The sequence below is a fragment of the Xanthomonas euroxanthea genome, assembly GCF_903989455.1.
Classification (GTDB): Bacteria; Pseudomonadota; Gammaproteobacteria; order Xanthomonadales; family Xanthomonadaceae; genus Xanthomonas; species Xanthomonas euroxanthea.
The window spans coordinates 1,482,938-1,506,309 of sequence record NZ_LR861803.1 but is presented as its reverse complement, the minus strand read 5'-3'; the positions used below and the strand labels follow the sequence as shown (position 1 = coordinate 1,506,309).

At 66.5% G+C, this 23,372-nt stretch carries 16 protein-coding genes; 6 read left to right on the top strand and 10 right to left on the bottom strand.

All coding sequences use genetic code 11. The features are described 5' to 3' along the window. Position 1 precedes the first annotated feature (1 nt). The 6 genes from H7A86_RS06485 (at position 2) to trxC (ending at position 7,070) form a co-directional block, all read left to right on the top strand. A complete protein-coding gene (locus H7A86_RS06485; protein ID WP_119132586.1) occupies positions 2-3,169 on the top strand; it encodes a response regulator in 3,168 nt (1,055 codons plus the stop codon). Next, positions 3,142-3,993 carry a CheR family methyltransferase gene (locus tag H7A86_RS06480; RefSeq protein WP_180496911.1) on the top strand — a complete coding sequence of 284 codons (852 nt, stop codon included), beginning with the start codon at positions 3,142-3,144 and terminating at the stop codon, positions 3,991-3,993. The genes H7A86_RS06485 and H7A86_RS06480 overlap by 28 nt, the downstream gene beginning before the upstream one ends. Continuing rightward, complete coding sequence (locus H7A86_RS06475; RefSeq protein WP_119132585.1) at positions 3,990-4,577, top strand: chemotaxis protein CheB; 588 nt, start codon at positions 3,990-3,992, stop codon at positions 4,575-4,577. The genes H7A86_RS06480 and H7A86_RS06475 overlap by 4 nt, the downstream gene beginning before the upstream one ends. Beyond that, complete coding sequence (locus tag H7A86_RS06470; RefSeq protein WP_104582461.1) at positions 4,574-5,704, top strand: hybrid sensor histidine kinase/response regulator; 1,131 nt, start codon at positions 4,574-4,576, stop codon at positions 5,702-5,704. The genes H7A86_RS06475 and H7A86_RS06470 overlap by 4 nt, the downstream gene beginning before the upstream one ends. A gap of 372 nt (positions 5,705-6,076) precedes the next feature. Beyond that, positions 6,077-6,442 carry a DUF1428 domain-containing protein gene (locus tag H7A86_RS06465; protein WP_104582460.1) on the top strand — a complete coding sequence of 122 codons (366 nt, stop codon included), beginning with the start codon at positions 6,077-6,079 and terminating at the stop codon, positions 6,440-6,442. Between the two features lie 181 nt (positions 6,443-6,623). Then, positions 6,624-7,070: a thioredoxin TrxC gene (trxC, locus tag H7A86_RS06460; protein WP_104582459.1), complete on the top strand. Its 447-nt coding sequence runs from the start codon at positions 6,624-6,626 to the stop codon at positions 7,068-7,070. 156 nt (positions 7,071-7,226) lie between these two features. Here the strand turns inward: trxC and H7A86_RS06455 are convergent, their stop codons facing one another. The 10 genes from H7A86_RS06455 to H7A86_RS06410 form a co-directional block, all read right to left on the bottom strand. Next, complete coding sequence (locus H7A86_RS06455; RefSeq protein ID WP_119132584.1) at positions 7,227-9,596, bottom strand: TonB-dependent receptor; 2,370 nt, start codon at positions 9,594-9,596, stop codon at positions 7,227-7,229. 405 nt (positions 9,597-10,001) lie between these two features. Then, complete coding sequence (locus H7A86_RS06450) at positions 10,002-11,960, bottom strand: response regulator (RefSeq protein WP_180708054.1); 1,959 nt, start codon at positions 11,958-11,960, stop codon at positions 10,002-10,004. Next, complete coding sequence (locus H7A86_RS06445; RefSeq protein WP_104582456.1) at positions 11,950-12,825, bottom strand: sensor histidine kinase; 876 nt, start codon at positions 12,823-12,825, stop codon at positions 11,950-11,952. The genes H7A86_RS06450 and H7A86_RS06445 overlap by 11 nt, the downstream gene beginning before the upstream one ends. Next, a complete protein-coding gene (locus tag H7A86_RS06440) occupies positions 12,822-13,832 on the bottom strand; it encodes an ATP-binding protein (RefSeq protein ID WP_104582455.1) in 1,011 nt (336 codons plus the stop codon). The genes H7A86_RS06445 and H7A86_RS06440 overlap by 4 nt, the downstream gene beginning before the upstream one ends. After that, positions 13,823-14,218 (bottom strand): ATP-binding protein, encoded by a 396-nt coding sequence (locus H7A86_RS06435; RefSeq protein ID WP_104538234.1) that lies wholly within the window; start codon positions 14,216-14,218, stop codon positions 13,823-13,825. Before H7A86_RS06435 ends, H7A86_RS06440 begins: the two co-directional genes overlap by 10 nt. Then, positions 14,215-14,577, bottom strand: coding sequence for an STAS domain-containing protein (locus H7A86_RS06430; RefSeq protein ID WP_104582454.1), 363 nt, complete (start codon positions 14,575-14,577; stop codon positions 14,215-14,217). Before H7A86_RS06430 ends, H7A86_RS06435 begins: the two co-directional genes overlap by 4 nt. Position 14,578: 1 nt before the next feature. After that, the gene (locus H7A86_RS06425; RefSeq protein ID WP_104582453.1) at positions 14,579-15,421 is read right to left on the bottom strand and encodes an STAS domain-containing protein; all 843 of its coding nucleotides are present in this window, start codon (positions 15,419-15,421) and stop codon (positions 14,579-14,581) included. 1,490 nt (positions 15,422-16,911) lie between these two features. Beyond that, a complete protein-coding gene (locus H7A86_RS06420; RefSeq protein WP_119132569.1) occupies positions 16,912-19,236 on the bottom strand; it encodes a tetratricopeptide repeat protein in 2,325 nt (774 codons plus the stop codon). Positions 19,237-19,260: 24 nt separating this feature from the next. Then, entirely contained in the window at positions 19,261-21,129 is a 1,869-nt protein-coding gene (locus H7A86_RS06415; RefSeq protein ID WP_180708053.1) for an ATP-binding protein, read from the bottom strand. 222 nt (positions 21,130-21,351) lie between these two features. Continuing rightward, the gene (locus tag H7A86_RS06410; RefSeq protein ID WP_180708131.1) at positions 21,352-22,707 is read right to left on the bottom strand and encodes a helix-turn-helix transcriptional regulator; all 1,356 of its coding nucleotides are present in this window, start codon (positions 22,705-22,707) and stop codon (positions 21,352-21,354) included. Positions 22,708-23,372: the final 665 nt, after the last annotated feature.

Sequence of the window (23,372 nt, the reverse complement as noted above, 5' to 3'; positions counted from 1 at the left end):
CATGCAGAACATCTCGACCACACGCGACCGCTGGGTGTGGGTGATCGCGGGGGCCCTGATGGCGGGGACACTCGGCGTGGAGTTGGTCACCCCACTCGGCTATGCAGTGTGGCTGACCTACTTCGTCGCAGTGGGCGTGACGGTCTTCCAGAATCGCGTGCAGGCGCCACTGGTGGTCGCCGCGCTGTCGTGCATGCTGCTGGCGGTCGGCTTCAAGCTGGCGCCGGCCAGTACCAGTTCGAGTTTCTCCTCGATCAACCGCAGCATCGGCGGGGTCTCGTTCCTGGCAATGGCGCTGGTGGTGATGCAGGCCATCCGCGCGCGCCGTCAGGCCGAATTGGCGTTATGGCTGCAGCAGGCCGAAAACACCGTCGAAGCCAGTCTGCGCGGCGACCACAGCCCGGACGATCTGGCCAATGCGGCCGTGCAGGCACTGTGCGACACGCTGGATGCCCAGGTCGGCGCGTTGTATCGCATCGAAGGCGACCGCTTGCGGCTGACCGGCGGCACCGCGCTGCCGGCCGATGCATCCAGGACGCTGCCGACCGATGCCGGCCAACTCGGCGAGGCCTTGCGTGGCGGCACGGTACGCCGGGTGCGCGGCGTGGACGCCGGACATCTGCAGATCGCCTCCGGCCTGGGCCGCAGCGCCTGCCAGGAGCTGCTGCTGGCGCCGGTCATCGCCGATGGGCGGGTGATCGGCATTCTCGAGCTGGGCCGCGCCGCCGCACCGGGCATCGCCCGCACGCGCGAAGAAGAGCTGCTCGCACGCTGCGGCGAAAACATCGGCCTGGCCTTGCGCACGGCATTGCTGCGCGCGCAGCTGGTGGCCCTGCTGGAAGAAACCCAGCGTCAAAGCGAAGAACTGCAGACCCAGCAGGAAGAGCTGCGCGTGGCCAACGAGGAGCTGGAGGAACAAAGCCGCAGCCTGCAGCAATCGCAGAGCGATCTGGAGATGCAGCAAGCCGAACTCGAACAGACCAATGTGCAGCTGGAAGAACGCACCCAGGCACTGGAAGCGCAGAAGCAGGCCTTGCTGGTGGCGCAGAATCAGCTGGTGCGCAACAGCAACGAGCTGTCCACCGCCTCGCGCTACAAATCCGAGTTTCTGGCCAACATGTCGCACGAGTTGCGCACGCCGCTCAACAGCGCGTTGATCCTGGCCAAGCTGCTGGCGGACAACAAGGACGGCACGCTCAGCCCCGAGCAGGTGAAGTACGCACAGGCGATCCTGTCGTCCAACAACGATCTGCTGGCGTTGATCAACGACATTCTCGACCTGTCCAAGATCGAGGCCGGGCATGTGGAACTGGCCGACGAAACCATCGCCACCAGCTCGGTGGTACAGCGCCTGCGCGAAACCTTCGAGCCGCTGGCGCGCCAGAAAGGCCTGGCCCTGCAGCTGGCTGCCGAATCCGATGCACCGACGCAACTGGTCGTCGACAGCCAACGCCTGCAGCAGATCCTCAAGAACCTGCTGGCCAATGCGATCAAGTTCACCGAGCACGGCAGCGTCAGCCTGTCGATCCAGGCGCATACGCCGGGCCGGGTGCTGTTCAAGGTCAACGACACCGGCATCGGCATCGCGCACGAACAGACCGAGATCATCTTCGAAGCGTTCCGTCAGGCCGATGGCAGCACCCGCCGTCGCTATGGCGGCACCGGCCTGGGCTTGTCGATCTCGCGCGATCTGGCCCAGCGCATGGGCGGCAGCATCCGCGTGGACAGCCAGCCGGGGCGCGGCAGCTGTTTTACGCTGGAATTGCCGATCGACGGCGCCCCGGCCGAGCTGGCGATGGCCGCGCCGGCAAACGCGGGCGCGGCACTCGGCGGCACGCCGTCGCCGCGGTTCGCCAGCGGCACGGCCATGGCCTCGCGGCTTGATGGGCGCGCCACGGTGGCGTCCACCGGGATGCCGCTGCCGCTGCCGATTCCGGCAACCGCCACTGCGCCGCTGCAGCGCGCCGACGACGATCGCGACCAACGCACCCGCCCCGGCCGGCTGATTCTGGCAGTGGAAGACGAAGCACGCTTTGCGCAAGCGCTGGTCGACCTGGCGCACGAACTGGATTTCGACTGCGTGGTGGCGCCCAGCGCCGAAGAAGCGCTGCGCCTGGCAGCCGAACTGCGCCCCAGCGGCATCCTGCTCGACCTCGGCCTGCCGGATGCGTCCGGGCTGAGCGTGCTCGAACGCCTCAAGCGCGATCCGGCCACGCGCCATATTCCGGTGCATGTGGTATCGGCGCTGGAGCGCAGCCAGATCGCGCTGGAACTGGGCGCGGTGGGCTATTTGATCAAGCCGGCCACGCGCGAGCTGCTGGCAGGTGCGATCCGGCAACTGGAAGACACCAATGCCCGCGCGGTACGCCGCCTGTTGATCGTCGAAGACGACAGCGCCCTGCGTGCGAATCTGCAATTGTTGCTGGCGCGCGACCAGCTGGACATCATCGCGGTGGGCAGCATTGCCGACGCGATGCAGCAGCTGGCCGGCTCGACCTTCGACTGCATGGTCACCGATCTGGCGCTGCCCGACGGCAGTGGCTACGACCTGCTCGAACGCATGGCCGGCAACGACGCGGTGGCGTTTCCGCCAGTCATCGTATACACCGGGCGCGCGCTCACCCGCGACGAGGAACAGCGCCTGCGCCGGTATTCCAAGAGCATCATCATCAAGGGGGTGCGCTCGCCCGAGCGTCTGCTCGATGAGGTGACGCTGTTCCTGCACAGCGTGGAAGCCTCGCTGCCCAGCGACCAGCAACGCCTGCTGCGCGAAGCGCGCCGCCGCGACGCGGTACTGGACGGCGCCACCGTGCTGCTGGCCGAAGACGATGTGCGCAACATCTTCGCGCTCTCCAGCGTGCTCGAACCGCTCGGCGTGACGCTGCAGATCGCCCGCAACGGCCGCGAGGCGCTGGAACATCTGGCCAAGCACGAGGTGGACCTGGTGTTGATGGACATCATGATGCCGGAGATGGACGGGCTGACCGCGATGCGCCAGATCCGCGCCAATCGCCAGTGGCAGGATCTGCCGATCATCGCGCTGACCGCCAAGGCCATGGCCGACGATCGCGAACGCTGCCTGGAGGCCGGCGCCAACGACTACATCGCCAAGCCCATCGACGTGGACAAGCTGGTGTCGCTGTGCCGTGTGTGGTGCTCGCGGCAATGAACGCGGTGGAGCTGTTCGATCTGGAGCTGCGGGTGCTGCTGGAAGCGGTCTACCAGCGCTATCACTACGACTTCCGCGATTACGCGGTGTCCTCGCTGCGCCGGCGCATGCGCCACGCGATGGCGCGCATGGAGTGCACGCGCGTGGCCGACCTGCAGCACCGCCTGCTGCACGAACCTGACACCTTCGCGCAGGCGATGCAGTTCTTCACCGTGCAGGTGTCGGAGATGTTCCGTGACCCGGCCTACTTTCGCGTCCTGCGCGAACATGTGGTGCCGGTGTTGCGTACCTATCCGTCGATCAAGCTGTGGGTGGCCGGCTGCAGCACCGGCGAGGAAGTCTGGTCGCTGGCCATCCTGCTGCACGAAGAAGGCTTGCTGGAAAAGGCGGTGATCTACGCCACCGACATCAATCCCGAAGCCTTGGGCATGGCCGAAGCCGGCGCCTTCGGCATCGACCGCATTGCGCAGTTCAGCCGCAATTATCTGGACGCCGGCGGCCGCAGCTCGCTGTCCGACTACTACACCACCGCCTACGATGGCGCGGTGTTCGACCGCCGTCTGAAGCGCAATATCGTATTCGCCGATCACAGCCTGGCCACCGATACGGTGTTCTCCGAAGTGCACCTGGTGTCGTGCCGTAACGTGCTGATCTATTTCAACCGCAGCCTGCAGGACCGTGCAGTGGGCCTGTTTTACGATGCGTTGGTGCATCGAGGCTTCCTGGGCCTGGGCAGCAAGGAGTCGCTGCAGTTCGGCGCGCATGCGCAGGCGTTCGAAACCGTGGCGCGCGAGCAGCGCCTGTTCCGCAAGGCGGCCGCATGAACGTCTTGCACACGGCGGCAACTCAGTTCGACGCGATGGTGATCGGGGCCTCGGCCGGCGGTGTCGTGGCCTTGCAGGCGCTGTTGTCCAGCCTGCCTGCGGATCTGCCGATGCCGGTGCTGGTGGTGCTGCATCTGCCGCGCGACCGCACCAGCCACCTTGCCGAGCTGATGGATGCACGCTGCGCCTTGCCGGTGCGCGAGGCCGAAGACAAGCAGCCGCTGCTCGCCGGCAGCGTGACCATCGCCCCGCCCGACTACCATCTGCTGGTGGAAACGCGCGACAGCCTGGCGTTGTCGATGGATGCACCGGTGCTGTTCTCGCGTCCGGCGATCGACCCCTTGTTCGAATCGGCTGCCGACGTGTTCGGGCAGCGCCTGCTGGCGATCCTGCTCACCGGCGCCAGCAGCGATGGCAGCGCCGGGGTGGCGGCGGTGCGCGCGGTCGGCGGCAGCGCCTGGATCCAGCGCCCCGACGATGCCGCCTCACCGCTGATGCCCGCCTCCGCGCTCGCCCACGCCGGCGCCGATGCGGTGCTCACCCTGCAGGCGATCTGCAGCCGACTGGAAACCTTTCACCCATGAACCTCACCGCGACCGGCCTGGCGACAACCAGCAACGATGACGAACCGGCCAAGCTGCTGATCGTCGACGACGTGCCGCAGAACCTGGTGGCGATGGAAGCGCTGCTGCAGCGCGACGGCATCCAGGTGCTGTGCGCCGCCTCCGGTGCGCAGGCGCTGGAGCTGTTGCTCGAACACGATGTGGCGCTGGCATTGCTGGATGTGCACATGCCGGAAATGGACGGCTTTTCGCTGGCCGAGCTGATGCGCGGCTCGCAGCGCAGCCGGCATGTGCCGATCATTTTCCTGACCGCCTCGCCGAACGATCCGATGCGCGCGTTCCAGGGCTACGAAACCGGCGCGGTGGATTTCCTGCACAAGCCGATCGAGCCGCACGTGATCCTGAGCAAGGTCAATGTGTTCATCGAGCTGTACCAGCAGCGGCGCCTGCTCAAGGCACGCAACGCCTCGCTGGAGCGCGCGCTCACGCTCAACGAAACCATGATGGCCGTACTCACCCACGACCTGCGCACACCGCTGTCGGTGATTCTGCTGTGCGCCGACAAGCTCAGCCTGGATGTGGACGCCGATGGCTCGGCCGCGCGCACGCTCGATCACCTGGAAAACAGCGCGCGGCGGATGGCGCGGATGGTCGAGCAGCTGCTGGATTTCTCGCGCCTGCGCAGCGACGGGCTGTCGATGCAGTTCGGCCCCTGCAATCTCGGCGACGTCACCCACAGCGTGGTGGGCGAAGTGGCACAGGCCAATCCGCACACCCCGATCGACCTGCGTACCGAGGGCGACCTGCACGGCGATGGCGATGGCGATCGCCTGGCACAGGTGGTGTCCAATCTGGTCGGCAACGCGGTGCTGCACGGTGGCAGCGAGCCGGTGCGGGTGCACCTGGACGGACGCGAACGCGACACGCTGCGGCTGTCGGTGCGCAACGTCGGGCGCATCCCCGACAGCCTGATGCCGCGGCTGTTCGAGCCGTTCAAGGCCAGCTTCCATGCCAGCCAGGGCCTGGGGCTCGGTCTGTTCATCGCCGACCAGTTCGTCAAGGCGCACGGCGGCACGCTGCAGGCACGCAACGAAGACGGCGACGTGGTGTTCGAAGCGATCCTGCGGCGCCACAACCTGGCCGCGTAATTGCACCGGACCGCCCACCGAGCGTCCGCCGCGGCGGGGCCTGCGGTCTGATCCAGGCCCGCGCAATGCCGATGCCGCCGGCCTTCCGCAACGCCGGCCCATCGCGACGGGATACCCCTCCCTGACGAACTCATCCAGGACGCGTCACGCGGCGTGCCTGCGGCTGCGATCCGGCAAAGAAAACCGGGCACAACGCCAGTGTGGATCGCCATGCGGGCGCGAGCAGTGCTTGCCATCCAGATGCACCGTATGCTCGCAATCCACGCGCGGGCAACACGCACCCTGGCGCTGCTTTCCAGCGTGTTCCGATCGCACCAACATCTGTTCGCCGTCATCAGGTGCACGCCGTGCGCCATGTCTGAGGAGGTGCTTATGTCGTATGTGGATGGGTTTGCACTCGCGGTGCCCACGGCCAACAAGGCCGCGTTTCTGGAACATGCCCGCATGGGCGATGCCATCATCATCGAATACGGCGCACTGCGCGTGGTGGAGTGCTGGGGTGACGACGTCCAGCATGGACAACTGACCGACTTCCATCGCGCGGTCGCTGCCGGAGAGGACGAAACCGTGGTGTTCTCCTGGATCGAATGGCCGGACAAGGCGACCCGCGATGCGGGCATGCGCAAGATGATGGACGACCCGCGCATGGACCCGTCGGTCAACCCGATGCCGTTCGATGGCAAGCGCCTGATCTACGGTGGCTTCGTCCCGATCCTGAGCCTGGGGCAAGCGGGCTGACCACCGCAGCGCGCTGCGGCGCACTTCTCTGTCGCGGCATTGCGGCACACCCGGTGAGGCGGCGGCAGCCTTCGGCATCGGGTCCTTGGCGATGGCCGTTACACTGGCCGCATGCCGCCGCGCCCGCCGCCCATGGGATGCGGGCGCGGCGACTGCATTGCCTGCCACCGGAGACCGCCAGATGCCCGACGCACCGCTCCTGATCGCCTGCCCGAGCTGCGCGGCGATGAATCGTGTCGCACACGCGCGTCTGCGCGATGCGCCCAACTGCGGCAGTTGCCATAAACCATTGTTCCTGGGCACGCCGGTGGCGTTGTCGGCGGTCGACTTCGACAAGCATGCGGTACGCAGCGCGCTGCCGTTGGTGGTGGATTTCTGGGCGCCGTGGTGCGGGCCGTGCCTGAGCATGGCACCACACTTTGCCGCCGCCGCGGCGATGCTCGAACCGCAGGTGCGGCTGGCCAAGGTCGATACCGATCTGCATCCGGCGCTGGGCACGCGCTTTGGCATCCGCAGCATCCCGACCTTGCTGGTCATCCGCGGCGGCAGTGAGCTGGGCCGTCACTCCGGCGCGGTGAGCAGCGCGCAGATCGTCAGCTGGGTGCAGTCGGTGTTGCGCAGCCGTTGATACAAAAAACCCGCGGCATGATGCACGCAGCGGGTCTGTTCTACGTTCTACGATCGGCATCACTGCGGCACACGCGCAGTGATGCAGTCGATCGATCAAGCACCGGGAGCGGCTGACCAGAGCACTGTGCAGCCGCTCGCTACTTTTCAGTCGCTCTTACTGCCAGTTGACGTTGACCGACACACCCACCACGCGCGGCTCGTTGTACACCGCCGCCATGTAGTTCTCGATCACGCCCTTGACGTTCTTCTCGTTGGTGATGTTGCGCGCGAACGCCGCCACCTCCCACGCGCCATAGCCGCCGGTGTAACCGAGCTTGAGGCCGCCTTCGACATTGCCGTCGGCGCGGAACTCGGTGGAGTCGTACAGCACGAAGCTGGTTTCGCCCTGCTTGTTCCAGTCGGTGGAAACGAAGAACGCGCCATCGGTGCCCACCGGAATGTCGTAGCGCGCCGCCAGGTTGAGGTTGTACTTGGGCGCGTTGGGCAGCGGGTTGCCGTCGATCTGCGCAAAGGTGTTGGCACCGACGCGGATGGTCGGGTCGTTGACCGTGCACACCACCACGCCATTGAGCGCACAGGCCTGCGCGTAGACGCGATTGTCGTGGATTTCGCTATGCAGCAGGCTCAGGCCGGCGGTCAGCGACAGGTTGGAGATCGGGCGCCAGTCCAGGTCTGCTTCCAGGCCGTAGGCCTTGGCCTTGTCGGCATTGAACAGTACGCCGTTGCCGTCCGAATCGTTACCGTTGAGCTGGATGTCGTCCACCGTGTAGGTGAAGCCGCTGACATTCAGACGCAGGCGATTGTCGAACAGGCTGCTCTTGATGCCGGCTTCCCACGACAGGATGGTTTCCGAATCGGCGGTGGTGAAATCCGAATTGAACACCGCGCTGCGGCCCTGGATGGTCGGGCCACGGAAGCCGCGTGCCACGCGCGCATAGACGCTCAGCTCCGGATTGATTTCATACATCGCGCTGAGATCCCAGCTGGGCTGGGTGTCGGACAGGCGCACGTCGCGACGGCCGCGATAGGTCACCGCGCCAGCGGCGGTATCGGCGGTCTTGAGCAGGCGGGTTTGCTTGGTGTCCTTGGTCTGGCGCAGACCGGCGGTCAGGGTGAGCGCGTCGGTGGCCTTGTAGCTGAGCTGCCCGAAACCGGCCCAGGAGGTGTTGGTGTTGCGCAGGCGCACCCAGTTGTTGGGATTGCGCGCGGCGGTCTGCAGGAAATACGCACGCTGATAGAAATCGGTGGTGTCGCGCCCGTCGAAGTAGAACGCGCCGACCTGCCATTGCAAGGCATCGTCGCCTTCGCTGGCCAGGCGCAGTTCCTGGGTGTACTGATCCAGGTCGCGGATCTGCCCCATCGACTGGCCGAAGCCGTTCGGCACGCCGTTGACCGGGTAGTTCGCCGCCGCACCGCCATCGGTGTCGCCACGGCTATAGCCGGAGGTGGTTTCGTAGGCGGTGATGGAGGTCAGCGACACGCCACCGAAATCGTAGATCGCCTTGATCGAGCCGCCATCGGTCTGATACGCCTGCGGGTTGTCGTGTGCCTCGTCATAGGCCACGCGATCGCGCGGTACGTCGACCTTGTCGCTGCCGCGCGTCACTGCATTGCGCAGGAACAACGTGGAGGTGCCGTCGTAGTCGCGCGTATGCACCGAGCCCAGCAGCGAGAATGCGTCGTTGGGCTTGAGAAGCAGCTGCAGGCGCGCATTGCGGTCGTTGTAGCCGCCCATCGCATCCTTGCGCGGCGTGCGCGTCCCGTCGGCACTGCTGCCGACGAAGGTGTTGTCCACCCAGTCGTCGCGGTGCTGGTACAGCGCCGACACGCGGAACGACAGCACCTCGTTGATCGGCCCGCCGAAGCCGCCATCCAGCGACACCGTGTTGTAGCTGCCGTAGCTGGCATCGACACGGCCGGTATAGGTCTCGCTGGGCTTGACCGTGTCGAACTTGACGATGCCGGCGGTGGTGTTGCGGCCGAACAAGGTGCCCTGCGGGCCGCGCAGCACTTCGACCTGGTCCACGTCGTACACCGGGTTGGACTTGAGCACCACGTGTTCCAGTACCACGTCGTCCTGGATGATGGACACCGGCTGCGAGGCGCCGAGGTAGAAGTCGATATTGCCCAGGCCGCGGATATAGAAGCGCGGGAAGATACGCCCGGTGGTGGTCTCGGCGTAGAAGCCCGGCACGCGGCCGGACAGCGCCAGCAGCGTGTCGTCGCCACCGGCGGTGAACTCGCGCATCGCCGCGCCCTGCACCACGCCCACCGACACCGGCACCTCCTGCAGGTTTTGCTCGCGGTGCTCGGCAGTGACGGTGACTGCATCCAGCGCCGTCGGGCTGCCCTCGCCCTGGCGCGCCGGCACCTGCTGCGCAGCGGCCGCTGCCGCCAGCGAGGCGAGCAGCAGGCCGGCGCAGGCGCGCGCCAGCGGCGTGCGCTGCAATGCGGCGCGACGGGGTGCGGTTACGTGCGTGGCGGCGGGCGTCAGCGACGCGGAGACAGACGAGGACAACGACATGCGAGATGATCCTTGGGTAGGTGACGCGAGGGGTGAGACAGGGGCAATAGCGGCGATCAACATGACTGCGCAGCCATCAGGCGCGCGCGGCCGGCGCTCGGAACCGGCTGCACCACCGGCACCCGGTTCCTCTGCGCCATCCGCGCCATCTGACAGCCGCGCTACGTTTTGTTTTCCCCACCAACATCCGTCGGCATCGAACATGCCGGCCGGAGGCGCAACGTGGCGCCGCGCGCACGATATGTCAGCAATGTTGCAGCTCTATGGCAAACGTGCCGCCACGCACATGGCGGCCGCCGCAGAGCCACGGTCGCCGTGGCGTGTTCAACGCATAAGCGGGTCGCCACACCATCGTTGTGCGATCGGCAGGCGTCGAAAGCAGGCCCCAGGCGCGCAACCCCCGCGTCAGGAGCGGGCGGCCAGCACGCTGCTGTCGAGCATTTGCCCGACCATGTTCAACAGATCGTTGAGGCTGAAGGGCTTGGGCAGCAACGCCATGCCGTCGGCCAGGAATTCCTGGCGGGTGGCGGCGTTTTCGGCGTAGCCGGTGATGAACAGGATCGGCAGGCCAGGCCGCAGCGCGCGCGCCACGTCTGCCATGTCGCGCCCGTTCATGCCGGGCAGGCCGACATCGGACACCACCAGATCGATCTCCACGCCGGCACGCAATTGATCCAGCGCGCCGTTGGCATCTTCGGCTTCGACCACGTGGTAGCCGGCGTCGCTGAGCACCTCGCTCACCATCATGCGCACCACGTCGGTGTCGTCCACCAGCAAGATGCGCTCGCTGCGGGTACGGGGCGAATTCGGTACCGGTGCCGGCGGCAATGCGCTGGCAGTGAGGCCGCGCGGCAGCAGCAAGGCCACCGTGGTACCGCGCCCCACCGTGCTGGTGATGCGTGCGGTGCCGCCGGACTGGCGCGCAAAGCCGTAGGTCATCGACAGGCCCAGGCCGGTGCCCTCGCCGATCGGCTTGGTGGTGAAGAACGGCTCGAAGACCTGGTTGAGAATGGCCGGCTCGATGCCGCTGCCGTTGTCGATGACGTTCACCGCCACGTACTCGCCATCGTCCAGTTCCGGATCGCCCTGCGCGGTATGGGCCGCGCTCTGGATGCGGATGGTGCCCCTGCCCTTCAACGCGTCGCGCGCATTGATCACCAGATTGAGCACCACGTTTTCGAGCTGGTTGGCATCGGCCACCGCCACCAGCGGCGTGTCCGCCAGGTCCAGCTCCAGCACGATGTTCTCGCCGATCGAGCGGTGCAGCATGTCTTCCAGCGAGCGCACGCGTGCGTTGATGTCGAAGGCCTGCGCATCCAGCGATTGCTTGCGTGCGAAGGCAAGCATGCGCTGGGTCAGCGCGGCAGCGCGATGCGCCGAGCCGGTGGCGATCTCGGCCAGCCGCGGCACACGCTCGATGCGATTGGACTCGACCGCCAGCTGGATCATGTCCAGGCCGGAAATGATGCTGGTCAGCAGGTTGTTGAAATCGTGCGCGATGCCGCCGGTGAGCTTGCCCAGCGCTTCCATCTTCTGTGCCTGCAGCAACTGGATCTCGGTGCGTTGGCGCTCGGCGATCTGGTGGGCCAGCTCGGTGGTGGCGGTATCCAGTTCCTGGCGCTGCTCACGCTCGCGCATGCGTTGTTCGGTGACATCCTCGACCAGCAGCAGGCCCAGGTCCGGTTCGCGATACGGCGACACGCGCCACTCGGTTTCGCACACCTTGCCCTCGCGCAGGATCGACAAGGCACCGCTCCAGCGCTCGCGCTGCGCCAGCGCGTCGATCAGCGCGTGCACGGTGGCGGCCTGGTCCACGCCGGGCACGGCCAGCGCCTCGCCGGGTGTGGCGGTGCCGATCAGGCGCTGGAACGCCGCATTGGCCTCATGCGTGTGCAGCCTGGCGTCGACCACCGCAATCGGTGCGCTGATGTGCTCGAAGATCTCGCGGAAGCGGGCCTCGCTGATGCGCAAGGCGTCCTCGGCCTGGCGCGCGCGCAGCAGGGTGCGCAACGTGGCGACCAGCACGCTGGGGTCGACCGGGTGAATCAGGTAGGCATCGGCGCCGGCTTCCAGGCCGGTGATCATGTCGCCGGTGGCGATCGAGGCGGCCGATACATGCACCACCGGCAGCAACGCGGTGCGCGGCTCGGCGCGTAGCGTGCGCACGATGTCGAAGCCGCTCATGTCCGGCAGATTGACGTCCAGCACCACCGCAGCAAACGCCTGCTCGGCCAGCCTGGCCAGGCCGTCGGTGCCGGTGCCGGCTTCTTCGACCACGAACTGATGGTGTTCGAGTACGCGCCGCACCGAATAACGCGTCACCGCGTTGTCGTCGACGACCAGAATGTGCGGCTTACTGCCCAAGTGCATCCTCCGCTGCCAGCGTGACCGGCAGCACCACGAAAAACTCCGAGCCCTGCCCGACCACGCTGTTGATTCCCACCCTGCCGCCCAGCAGCTCGGCGAAACGCTTGCAGATCGACAGCCCCAGACCGGTGCCAGTGAGGCGTTTCTGCAACGGTGAATCCACCTGTACAAAATCCTCGAACAAGGCGTCGTGAAGCTCGGCCGGGATGCCGATGCCGGTGTCCTGCACGCCGAAGCGCACATGGCTCTCGCCTTCCAGCTGCGCGAACACGCGCACATGGCCTTGTGGGGTGAACTTGAGCGCGTTGGAAATGAAGTTGCGCAGGATCTGCGCCAGCTTCTTGTCGTCGGTATAGAGCATCGGCAGCACCGGCGGATCCTCGAAGATCAAGGTGGTGCTGCTGACATCGGTGAGCGGGCGGAACATGCCGCGCAAGGCCGCAAACAGGTCCATCAGATCGAACCAGCCCGGCGAGATGGTGATGCGCCCGGCTTCGATCTTGGCCAGATCCAGCAGGTCGTCGACCATCTCGGTGAGTTCGCGCGCAGAGGCGCTGACAAAGCGCACCTGCTTGGACTGCTCGGCAGTGAGCGGCCCGTCCATGCCGTCCTCGAGCAGCCGCGTGATGCTCAGGATCGAGCTGAGCGGGGTGCGGAACTCGTGGCTCATGTAGGACAGGAAGCGGCTCTTGAGCTCGGACACGTCACGCAGCTGCTCGGCCTGCTGATCGAGCTCGGCATACAGCGCCAGCACTCCCTGGTTGGTTTCTTCCAACTCTTCGCGCAGGGCCTGGTTCTGCTGCCGCAGCGCGTCCAGTTCGGCCAGCGGATCGATGGGCGATGTCTCACCGGAAGCATTCATTGCAGGCCTCCCAGCCGCATGACGAACACGCCGCAATCGTCGCGGCCCCGCGTGTAATCGCGCAGCAGCACGGCCGCAATCAGGCGCGGATGGCGCGACAGCAGACCCGGATGATCGCGCAGGCTCCAGCGTGATTGCAGACCATCACTGTGCATGACCAGCAGTTTGCCGGCGGCATCCGGAAAATCGAACGGCTGCGCCTTGCGGAACTGCACCCCGACGATGCCCGGATGCGAGGGCATGCCACGCACGCCGTCGCCATCGCACAGCGACGCGACGATATTGCCCACGCCGGCAAAGCGTACCCGGCCGGTGCTGCTGTCGAATTGCATCACCGCCGCCGCGCCGCCGCGGGTGCCGGACATGCCCGCATGCAGCTGCGCGATGCGCTCGCCGGGCTCGCCGCTGGCCGCGGCTGCAGCGCGCGTGCCGGCATCGGCAGCGTCGGCGGCGCCTGGACCGTGGCCCAGGCCATCGATCACGGTGACGGTTACGCGCTGCTCGCCAACGGCCAGATGCCAGGCATCACCGCACACCGTTTCGTTGTGCAGCGGCAGGCGGATCGCGCCGTACGGCAGGTCCAGTTCGGCGCGTTGCTGCGCAAACAGCCGTGCCATCACCACCGCGCCCTTGGCATCGGAATACGCGTCCAGCACCTGCGCCTGGCGCTGGATCGCGCCCAGCCCGGTGCCCGGCGTCCCGGCGGTTGAATAGCCATCGCGCAGGCCGTCCACGAGTGCGAAGCCCGGCCCGCCGTCGATGGCGCAGATTTCCACGCCCATGCCCTGGCGTGTGGCCACCGTGGACAACTGCAGGCAGCCGCCACGTCCATGCTTGACCATGTTGGTGGCCAGCTCGGTGGCCACCAGTGCCACGCGGCCGCAGGCGGCCTCGTCGAAACCCAGTGTCTGTGCCAAAACCGTCGCTTCGCGACGTGCCTGCCCGACTTGGCTGATTTCGTCCACACGAAACGCGCGCGTGACCTCGCCGGCGAGCGTCACTTCCATTTGGTGATGGTGATGCGCGTGCCCTTGCCGGCTGCGGTATCCAGGACGAAGTCATCCACCAGCCGCCGGCTTCCGGACAGGCCCAGTCCCAGCCCGCTGCCGGAGGTCCAGCCATCGGTGAGCGCCAGGTCCAGGTCGGGAATGCCAGGACCTTCGTCGCGGAAGGTCAGCTGCACGCCCTTGCGGATGCCGCTTTCCACCAGGGCCCAATCCATCTCGCCGCCACCGCCATAGATCACGGTGTTGCGCGCCAGTTCGCTGGCTGCGGTGACCAGCTTGGTCTGGTCGACCAGACGCAGGCCGCACTGCACCACCAGCTTGCGTACCGTCTGCCGGGCCAGCACCACATCCTGTTCGGTACGCACCGATTGCGAACCGGTCGTCATGAAGTGCGATCGGGCTGTAGCAGCAGGCGCATGCCGCGTTCGACATCGAGCGCGGTGCGCACCGATGGCAGGGTCAGCCCCAGCTCGACCAGCGTGATCGCCACGGCCGGCTGCATGCCCACCACCACGGTCCTGGCATCCATGATCGCCGCCAGCCCGGAGATGGTGCTGATCATGCGGCCGATGAAGGAGTCGACGATGTCCAGTGCGGAAATGTCGATCAGCACGCCACGCGCGGAGGTGGCGCTGATCTTTTCCGACAGGTCCTCCTGCAGCGTCATCGCCAATTGATCGTGCATGTCCACCTGGATGGTGACCAGCAGCAGGTCGCCCATCCGCAGGATCGGGATGCGCTCCATGTCAGCCTGCCTTGTTCACGGTCACGCCGATGCGCTTGAGCGCCAGCGCCAGCGCATCGGACAGGTTGGCCTTGGTGACGATGCCCTGCAGGTCCAGCCCCAGATGCACGATGGTCTGCGCGATCTGCGGGCGCACGCCGCTGATGATGGCATCGGCGCCCATCAGGCGGATCGCGGTGACGGTCTTGAGCAGGTGCTGCGCGACCAGCGTGTCCACGGTGGGTACCCCGGTGATGTCGATGATGGCGATTTCCGAGCCGGTATCGACGATGCGCTGCAGCAGCGACTCCATCACCACCTGGGTGCGCTGCGAATCCAGCGTGCCGATCATCGGCAGTGCCAGCACGCCGTCCCACAGTTTGACCACAGGGGTGGACAGCTCCAGCATTTCTTCCTGCTGGCGCACGATGATGTCTTCGCGGGTCTTCTGGAACGCCTTGACGGTGTACAGGCCCAGACGGTCCAGCAGCTCGGACAGCGCCCACAGCTGCTGGCCCAGATCCTCCGGCGTGTCGGCGTATTCGCGCTGCACCAGCGCGAACAGCACCCGCTTCAGCGAGAAGATGAAATTGGCGGTTTCCTGCGAATCGAAGCCACGGGTGGCGCGATCGCGCGACAGGTTTTCCAGGAAGCGACGCACCTCGCTCCAGTCGGCGCTGTCCAGGCTGCTGCCACCGTCCTTCAGGGAGGCGACCAGCAGGTGCAGGAAATCCGCGCTCTGGGTTTCGACGTCCTGTCGGGAAATGCGTCCATCGCTGCCCAGGCTGGAGCCCAGCCATGCCGCCAACAACGCAGCTTCCTGGCCACGAATCGCATCGATCGAGCGCTGCTGCAATGCCACCATGAGATCACCCGCCAAGAGTTAGAAGAGAGAAGGCTGGGCATGCGGGGCGATTGCGCCCCCCTGACTGGCGCGGCGCCCCCACGCCGAAGCGCTGCAGAGTAAAGCAATTCAGTTTCGGCAACCAGCGACGAACCTGTAGCGGTCAGAGGAAAATCCGTACGGAGTTTGACATTGCCGCGCACGCCGCGAACGTGAGCGCGACCACGCCTGGACAGATGCGCTTGCCGCCGTTGCGCCACCCTGCTCTCGGCGCAACGGCGGCCGGTCACGGACCGCCGCCGGACCGGCCGTGATGTGGCCACCGACCGCTGCGCGAAGGTGGTCCAACTTGCGGGAAGACCGCCTGACGCCGGCCCGGACCGATCGCAACGCCCCTCCCATGGCGGCGGACGCGCTCGATGTGCCGGCAGGCCGGTTTGCCCACGCCCGGCACCGCATGCACGCGCCGGATCTCGCCACTGCGGGGTCAGCCTGCAGTGCGTACTGAAGTCATCGCTTGCCGATCGGCACTAGCGATATCGGGAGCATGGTGCCGCGTCCGGGGGCGGGACCGTGTGGCGGCATGGATGCCGCCACCGAGCCTACATGGACGTACTTGCGGCGTGTCCCGACACCGGATGCGGCGCCGCGCCGCCGACCGACTCCGCACACCGATCAATCGTGCGCACCGCATCTGTTGTTTCCATGCGAATGCTTCGGTCTGCTGCGGGCGCTTGCACGCGTACCGGCGTGGGACACGCCGCAAGTACGTCCGTGTAGGCTCTGGCGCGGCATCCATGCCGCTCAAGGTCCCACACCGGCACGCGCGCAAGCACCACCGGTTGCTATCGGTTGCGGAAGGAAAAGCACTGCTTGGTTGAGTGGTCGTGGCTCGGATCGAGTTTTCAGTTGCCACTGCAAAGATCAAATGTTGAGGCGATCTCAACGACATGAAGCGCCAACTCCGCAGGCACGATGACTGCCTGAAACCAGTGCTCGCCGATCAGCACTAGCCATATTGGGAGCGTGGTGCCGCGTCCGGGGGCGGGACCGTGTGGCGGCATGGATGCCGCCACCGAGCCTACAAGGACGTACTTGCGGCGTGTCCCGACACCGGATGCGGCGCCGCGCCGCCGACCGACTCCGCACACCGATCAATCTTGTGCACCACATCTAGAGTTCAACGTGAATGCTTCGGTCTGCTGCGGGCGCTTGCACGCGTACCGGCGTGGGACACGCCGCAAGTACGTCCGTGTAGGCTCTGGCGCGGCATCCATGCCGCTCAAGGTCCCACGCCGGCACCCGCGCAAGCACCACCGATTGCTATCGGTTGCGGAAAGAAATGCGAACAGCCAGACGGGCTGCACGTTCTTCCGAGCGTCACCATTGCTGACGACATACCAGCAGTTGGCATGCAAACCACACATGCCAATCCCGAATGCCCGCTCCCCAATCCCGGCGGCAGCGGCGACCGCATCAGCAGCCGCTGCGCGACGAGCCTGATCGCCGCCCTACAGCCCGTAACGCTCCACTGCGTCCAGATGCGGGCGCGGGTCCTGATCGCAGGCCTCGGCCAGGCGCAGCCAGCACATCGGGTGCGCCCACTGCGCGGTTGTGGCCAGCAGGACGCGATGCAGTTCCAGCGGCGCCGCCGCTTCCGGCAGCGCCACGGTGAACAGCACGCCCGGCAGACCCGTGCTTGCATCTTCCGGGTCGAATGCGTCCGCGTGTGCCGGATCGACCACGCGATAGTCGTCGCGGCTGTGCAACCACAGCTTCCAGCCGCGCGCTTCGACGTCCTGCCGCAAGGCCTCGATCGCCTCCTCGCCAGGATGCACGCCATCCACCAGCCAGCTGCTGCCGTAACCGCCTGGCTCCAGCACATGCACCTGCGCATAGGTCGGCACGAACCGCTCGCGCTCGGCCTCGTCGTCCGGTGGCGGATACAGCAACTCCGCGTCGAACACCACCCAGTCGCCGACATGCTGGCGCCGATGTGCCGGTGCATTTTCGACGATACGCGCGGTGACCGGGCCGGTGCGCCGTGCGTAGTACTCGGCTGCCTCGCCGTCGTCCACGCAACGCACGATCACCCACCCCCAGGTTTCTTCGACCACGCCACTGGTGCTGCTCAGCTCCATGCCGAGCGCCAGCGCCGAGGCGCGCACCGCGTCCCACTGCTGCGCCGCGCTGGCCGCGGTCATGTGATCCCAATGTGCGGAGCGCGGCTCCTGCATCAACTCGGTCAGCTGGCGATACACCTCGGTGGCTTCGGCGAAGCGGCCGGTGTTGAGATACATGCGCCCCAGCAAGCCGCGCGCGCCATGCGAGCCGGGCGACAATTCCAGCAACGCGGTGCAGGCCTGCTCCAGCGCCGGCCAATCGGCAAGCCGCTGGGCCAGCTGCGCCTCGCACCACAGCGCCGCCACCGGCACCAGCGGGCGATACAGCTGCGCCAGCCGCCGCAGGCCGGTTTCGTCGCCGCGGCCCAGCAACAGGTTCATCAGCCGGAAGGTCGGGCTGGTCTCGCGGTCGGCATGCCGCTGCACGAATGCCCACAGCAGCGCGATCGCCTCGTCGTCGGCCGCACACGCGCTCAATGCCGACGCCGTGGTGTCCACCAACTCGGCGTCGTCGGGACGCTCGGCCACTGCCTGCAGCAACCACTGCGCCTCGCGCTCGGGATTCCGCGCCACGTCTTCGGCTTGTGCATCCAGCCACTGCAGCAACTGCTCAGCGGGCACCGGTGCCGGCTCGCCCGCCGGTGCGGCCTCGATGCGCGCAGCCAGGCCGTCCGCCAGTTGCGTGGCGCCACGGTCCTGGCGCAACTTGGGCACATGCGCACGCGCAAGCGCCAGGTGCCGGCGCGCGGTCCACACCGCACCACGCTGCAACGCCAGCGCGATCGCCATCTCGGCCGCTTCGATCAGGATGCGATGCGCACCCACCTGCGCGTAATGATCGAGCATCACCTGCAGGCGGCTGCCCAGATCCCAGGTGTTGCGCTCGGGCTGGCGCGATACCAGCACCACCACCGCACGCAACCAGTGCAGGCGGTAGCGCGGCGCAACCTCGCGCCACGGCAAAAAGGCTTCCAGTGCTTCGTCGTCGCGATTCAACATTGCCAAGGCACGGGCTTTCTGCAGGCGCCGCGGCTGACTGCAGTTGGCCCATTCGGCCCCTTCGCGCGCGGCTTCGCGTTCGCGCTGTTCGATCAGCGCCAGCGCCTCTTGCGCGCGGCCCAGCGAGAGCAGGATCGAGATGCGCATGTCCGGCACGCCGTCGTAGATCTGCCCGCCATGCGCAACGATGGTCTGCGACTGCTGTTCCAGATAACTCAGTGCCGCCTCGCCGCGTCCATCGTCGAGCAGGGCATCGGCTTTTTCGCAGCTCAGGCACTGGTAGCACGACCAGCTCGGATCGATGCGGCCCAGCGTCTCCTCGCACACCTCGATGCGCTCTTCCACCCAGCCCGGACCGTCGATATTGGCGTAGCAGGCGGCCAGGTCCTGGGTCACGCACACCGACTGCGGGCACTCCACCGCATCGGCGCGATGCGCGCGTTCGAACAACGCCACCGCGTCGCTGAGCGCACGCTCACCCTCGCAGAGATTGCCGACGCGGTTGCGCATTTCCCAATGCCCGACGAACACCTCCAACCACGGATTGGCCAGCGTCTTGCCCAGCGCACGCGCCTCGGGCAACAGCGCTTCGGCGCGTTCGATCTGCAGATCGCAGATATGGTCGGTCAGGCGTGTCAGCAGCTGCGCATTCTGCGGCTGCCCGGCTTCGCCCAGATCGTCCTGCAGCTTCTCCACCCAGTTCCAGATTTCCATCGTGTTGCTCCTTCGATGCGGCGCTCAGCGCGCCAGCAGTTGGGTCACGGCCTCGGCAAGATCGCCAAAGGCCCGGTTCAAATCCGATCCGCCCGATGCGTTGGCACCGGGCTGCGGCTGGCTGCGCCCCTGCGTCGACACGATCACCTTGAGTGAGCGCAGCAACCGCGCCGCCACCGCCGCCTGCGGATTGCCGGCGCGCTGCGCCGCCAGCAGTGCCTGCAAGGCCGGGTTGTCGAGATTCAGATACAGCCGCTGGGTCTGCCGCGCCTGGATCCCCGCCGTGAATTGCCGGGCCAGCCGCAACGCGGCGGTGGACACGCGCTTGTCGTTCTCGTCCTGCTCCAGCCGGCGCTTGAGTTCGGCCTCGCGGTCGGGCACCACCACCAGCGGCAATGCCTCGGGACTGAAACGTGCCGGCACCAGCGCCTCGCCATCGCCCAGGTGCTGTTCCAGCCAGGCCAGTTCGTCGGCCGGCAACGTATCCAGCTGGAACAACTGCCGGTTGCCCTGCTCGGTGCCCAGCTCGACCAGGCGCACGCCCTTGGCCTGCGCCCAGCGGCGCAGGAACGGCACCACCGCATAGCGGTTTCCGTAGGCCACCGGCACGCCCATCGCGCGGAACAGCATTTCCTCGAAACCGCTGTCGCTGTCCAGGATCACATGTACCGCGCCACGCGCCGGCAACTGCTGCGCGGGCAGGTCGCCCTGCGAGGTCGGCACCCGCACGTGTTCCATCAGCAGCGCGAACAAACGCTCGTCGCACAGCGCCGCGCCCAGCAATGCCTCGTTGTGCCGCAGCAGGATGCGCCGCCAGGCTTCCGGCTGCTGGCGCGCCACATCGGCCAGGCCTTGCACCAGCGCTTCGGACAGCGCGTGCTGCACGGCCGTGTAGGTGGCATCGCGCTGCAGATCTTCGCGGCTGGCGGTGGGCGTCAAGCGATTGGACTCGATCACGCCCCCGATAAAGCCCGCCCACGGTGGCAGCAGTTCGCGCGCGTTGTCGTCCAGCAGCATGCCGCGCAGGAACACCGACAGGTTGCGGTTGTCGCTGGTGCCGTAGGTGGCTCCGTCCTGCACCCACAGCAGGCCGACCGCATCGCTGCCCTCCTCCGCGCGCACCGGCATGCAGCACAAGGGCTCGAAGTTGCGCTCGAAACGCGCGGCAAACTCGCGCTGACGCCGCCAGGCCTGCACCGGATGCAACGGCACCGCATCGTGCATGCGCCACGGCGGCGGTTCGGGATTGATCGCCTGGGTATCGCCGCCGATCCAGATCGGCTCGCGCAACAGCGCGCAATAGCGCGACAGGATCTCGCGCAGCCGTGCTTCCTGGGCCAACGGCAGATAGTCCTCGTGCAGCTCCAGCACCACTTCCGTTCCGACCTGGGTACGTGCCGGGATCGGACTCACCGTGTATTGCTCGGCATTGCTGGAGATATAGCAATGCCCCAGCGTCGGGCTCTGGTAGGAGGTGGTGCGAACGGTGACGCGGCGCGCCAGCACGAAGGCCGACAAAAAGCCCAGCCCGAACATGCCGATCAGGCCGCTGTCCTCATGCCCGCCCTGACGCAGGCCACGCGTATACCCCACGCCGACGGTGGCCAGGTAATCGTGGATTTCCTGCTGGGTCAGTCCGGCGCCGGTATCGACGATGCGCACGATGCCCTGGGCACCATCGGCATGCACTTCGATGCGCGATTGGCCTTGCCAGTCGGGTTGTTCCAAGCGGCGCCGCAGGATCGAGTCGTGCGCGTTCTGCACCAGCTCGCGCAGCGCGACCACCGGCGTGGAATACAGATGCTTGCTGAGAACGGACATCAATCCGTTGAGATCGACGCCTGCGCGGCGGATCTGGGAGGCGTCCGTCGCCTCGGAGGTGTGATCTTGCATGATCGTTCGTCGTTTCCTTGGCGGCCACGCCCATCCTCGGACGCGCCTTCCTGGGTGGCAGTGCGAGCCGCACAGGATAGCCGCAAGCCGCCCCACACGCACGCACGTCACACTATGACGGCGTCTCGCGCGTGGCCGGCGCGCGGCCGCCATGGCAGCGCCCCCCTTGCAGAAACGACGCGCCACGGCCTGCGTCGACGCATGGCCGTGGCGCGCAACGGCTTACCGCTGCAAGGTTTCCATCGGCGCCTCATTGAAATGCTGGCGATAGCCCTTGGCCAAGGCCGACCGGCTGCCCACGCCCCAGCGGCTCGCCGCCTGCAGCACGCTGCCGCAGCCGCCTTCGGCCAGCAGTTCGTCGCGGATGCTCTGCATCCGGTAACGCCGCAGCACCTGGGTCGGCGACAGCCCGGTGGCGGACTTGAACGCCTGCTGCAAGGCGCGCCCGGTCACGCCGATCTGCGCGGCCACCTCGTTGATGGACAGGTCCGAACGGTGCGCATTGGTGATCATGTAGGCGTAGGCGCGCCGATACTTGGCCGGCAGCCGCGCGGAGATGTCGTCGCTGACATGTGCCGGCGTGCCGCTTTCCAGCAGCCGCGGCGCCTGCACCTCGCTGCGCAGGCACTGCACCGCGCCCAGCGCATACCGGTTGTACAGCAACAGCGCCTGCTCGGTCTTGCCCAGCGCCTGGCTGATCTTGGCCTGGCAATACTCGAACTCCAGATTCCAGCGCGGCGCGTGGTGCCGCCCGGCACCGGCCAGGGCGCGCTCTGCCAGATCCGCGCGCCCCACCGCCAATGCGGCAAGCGCCAGTTCCACCTGCGCATCCTGCCGGGCGCATGGCGGGCACCCGGTGGCAGCGGCCGGCAGCGCATCGATCTGCGCATCGAAACCGAAGGTGTCGCCACCGGCAATGCGCAGCAGGTTGCGCACGTGGCGCATGCGCTGGGCGAGCACCGGCATGCTCTCGGCCAGGTCGGCGATGCAGGCGCGCAACTCGTTGGGCTCGAACGCATGCGCCGCATCCTCCTGGCGCAGCGTGGCCTGCCAGAACACGTGGTCGCTCATCCGGTCGGCACGCCGGATGCGCAGCTGCGCGATCATGTCCAGACGCAGCGCGTTGGCGATGCGCTGCCACTCGGTTGCGCCGCTGTCCAGTTCCCCCAGCGCTTCGTTGGCACGCTCCAGCGTCTGCAGCGCCAGCGTGCTCTGGCCCAGATGGAAGTGGGTCAGCGCCTTGCCCAGCAGACTCTCCCCGCATAGGCAGGGCGGCGTTTCGCGGTCCATCGCCAGCTGTGCGAAGCAATTCAATGCAGCGCTCAGGCGGCGCTGGCTCAGCATCAACCAGGCGGTGTTGCGGCAGGACAGCAGCCGCAGTTGGCGCTGATGCCCGCGCATCGCCTTCAAGGCGTGGCGGTAGGCATCTTCGGCCTCCTCCTGGTATTCGAGGATCAACAAGGCATCGCCGCTGGCACCGAGCAGGCTGACTTCATCCTCTGCACCATCCGGGGCGGCCTGGCCGTCGCGGCGTTGTTGAAGATGTTGCAGACCTTGCGGCCAGGCACCAACCAGCATCCTGCTTGTATAGATAGGAAGACGGTCTGCGTACGACAACGCAGAGATTGCCGCGAAGTAGGTTGAAAGGATCATGCCGGGCTCTCTCATAGGGGGACGAGCAAAAACAACAATGCGCCGGTCTGGCTGGCGCAAACGATTGTATGCAGCGGATCCAATGGAATTTCTCACTCCAAGGCACTAAGAAAATCAAAAATCCTCACTCTGTCTGTCGGCGAACCAGTTAAGCGGCGTGCAGATAAAGGGCACTTTTTGCATACCGCCACCGCATGCGTGCATAGGACATTCCGCGCCATGCGAAGCCGTATTGAAGACAGGACGCCAGCCAAAAAAGCAATCGTCGGCCATTCGAGCACCTGAGCCCGTGCGCAGCTGGACCATTGTCCTGGCATGTCGCGGCGATGGCCGCGTGCAAGGTATTTCAGTAAATGAAAGATGCACTTCAAACGAATGCTGCCGCGTTCCATGACATCAACCGATGGCCCACATATTCCATGCGCGCTTCGTGCACGTGCAAATCGCAATACCGTGGTATAGACCCGGCATTGCATTCAACGACCTGGCGATCGTGCGTATTGTTTTCCGCCGGAACCATCGGCCCGCGTACCGCGCGATGTCGGAATTTTGTTAGTCGCCGTCGACGCATGCCCTGGATGTAAGAGCTG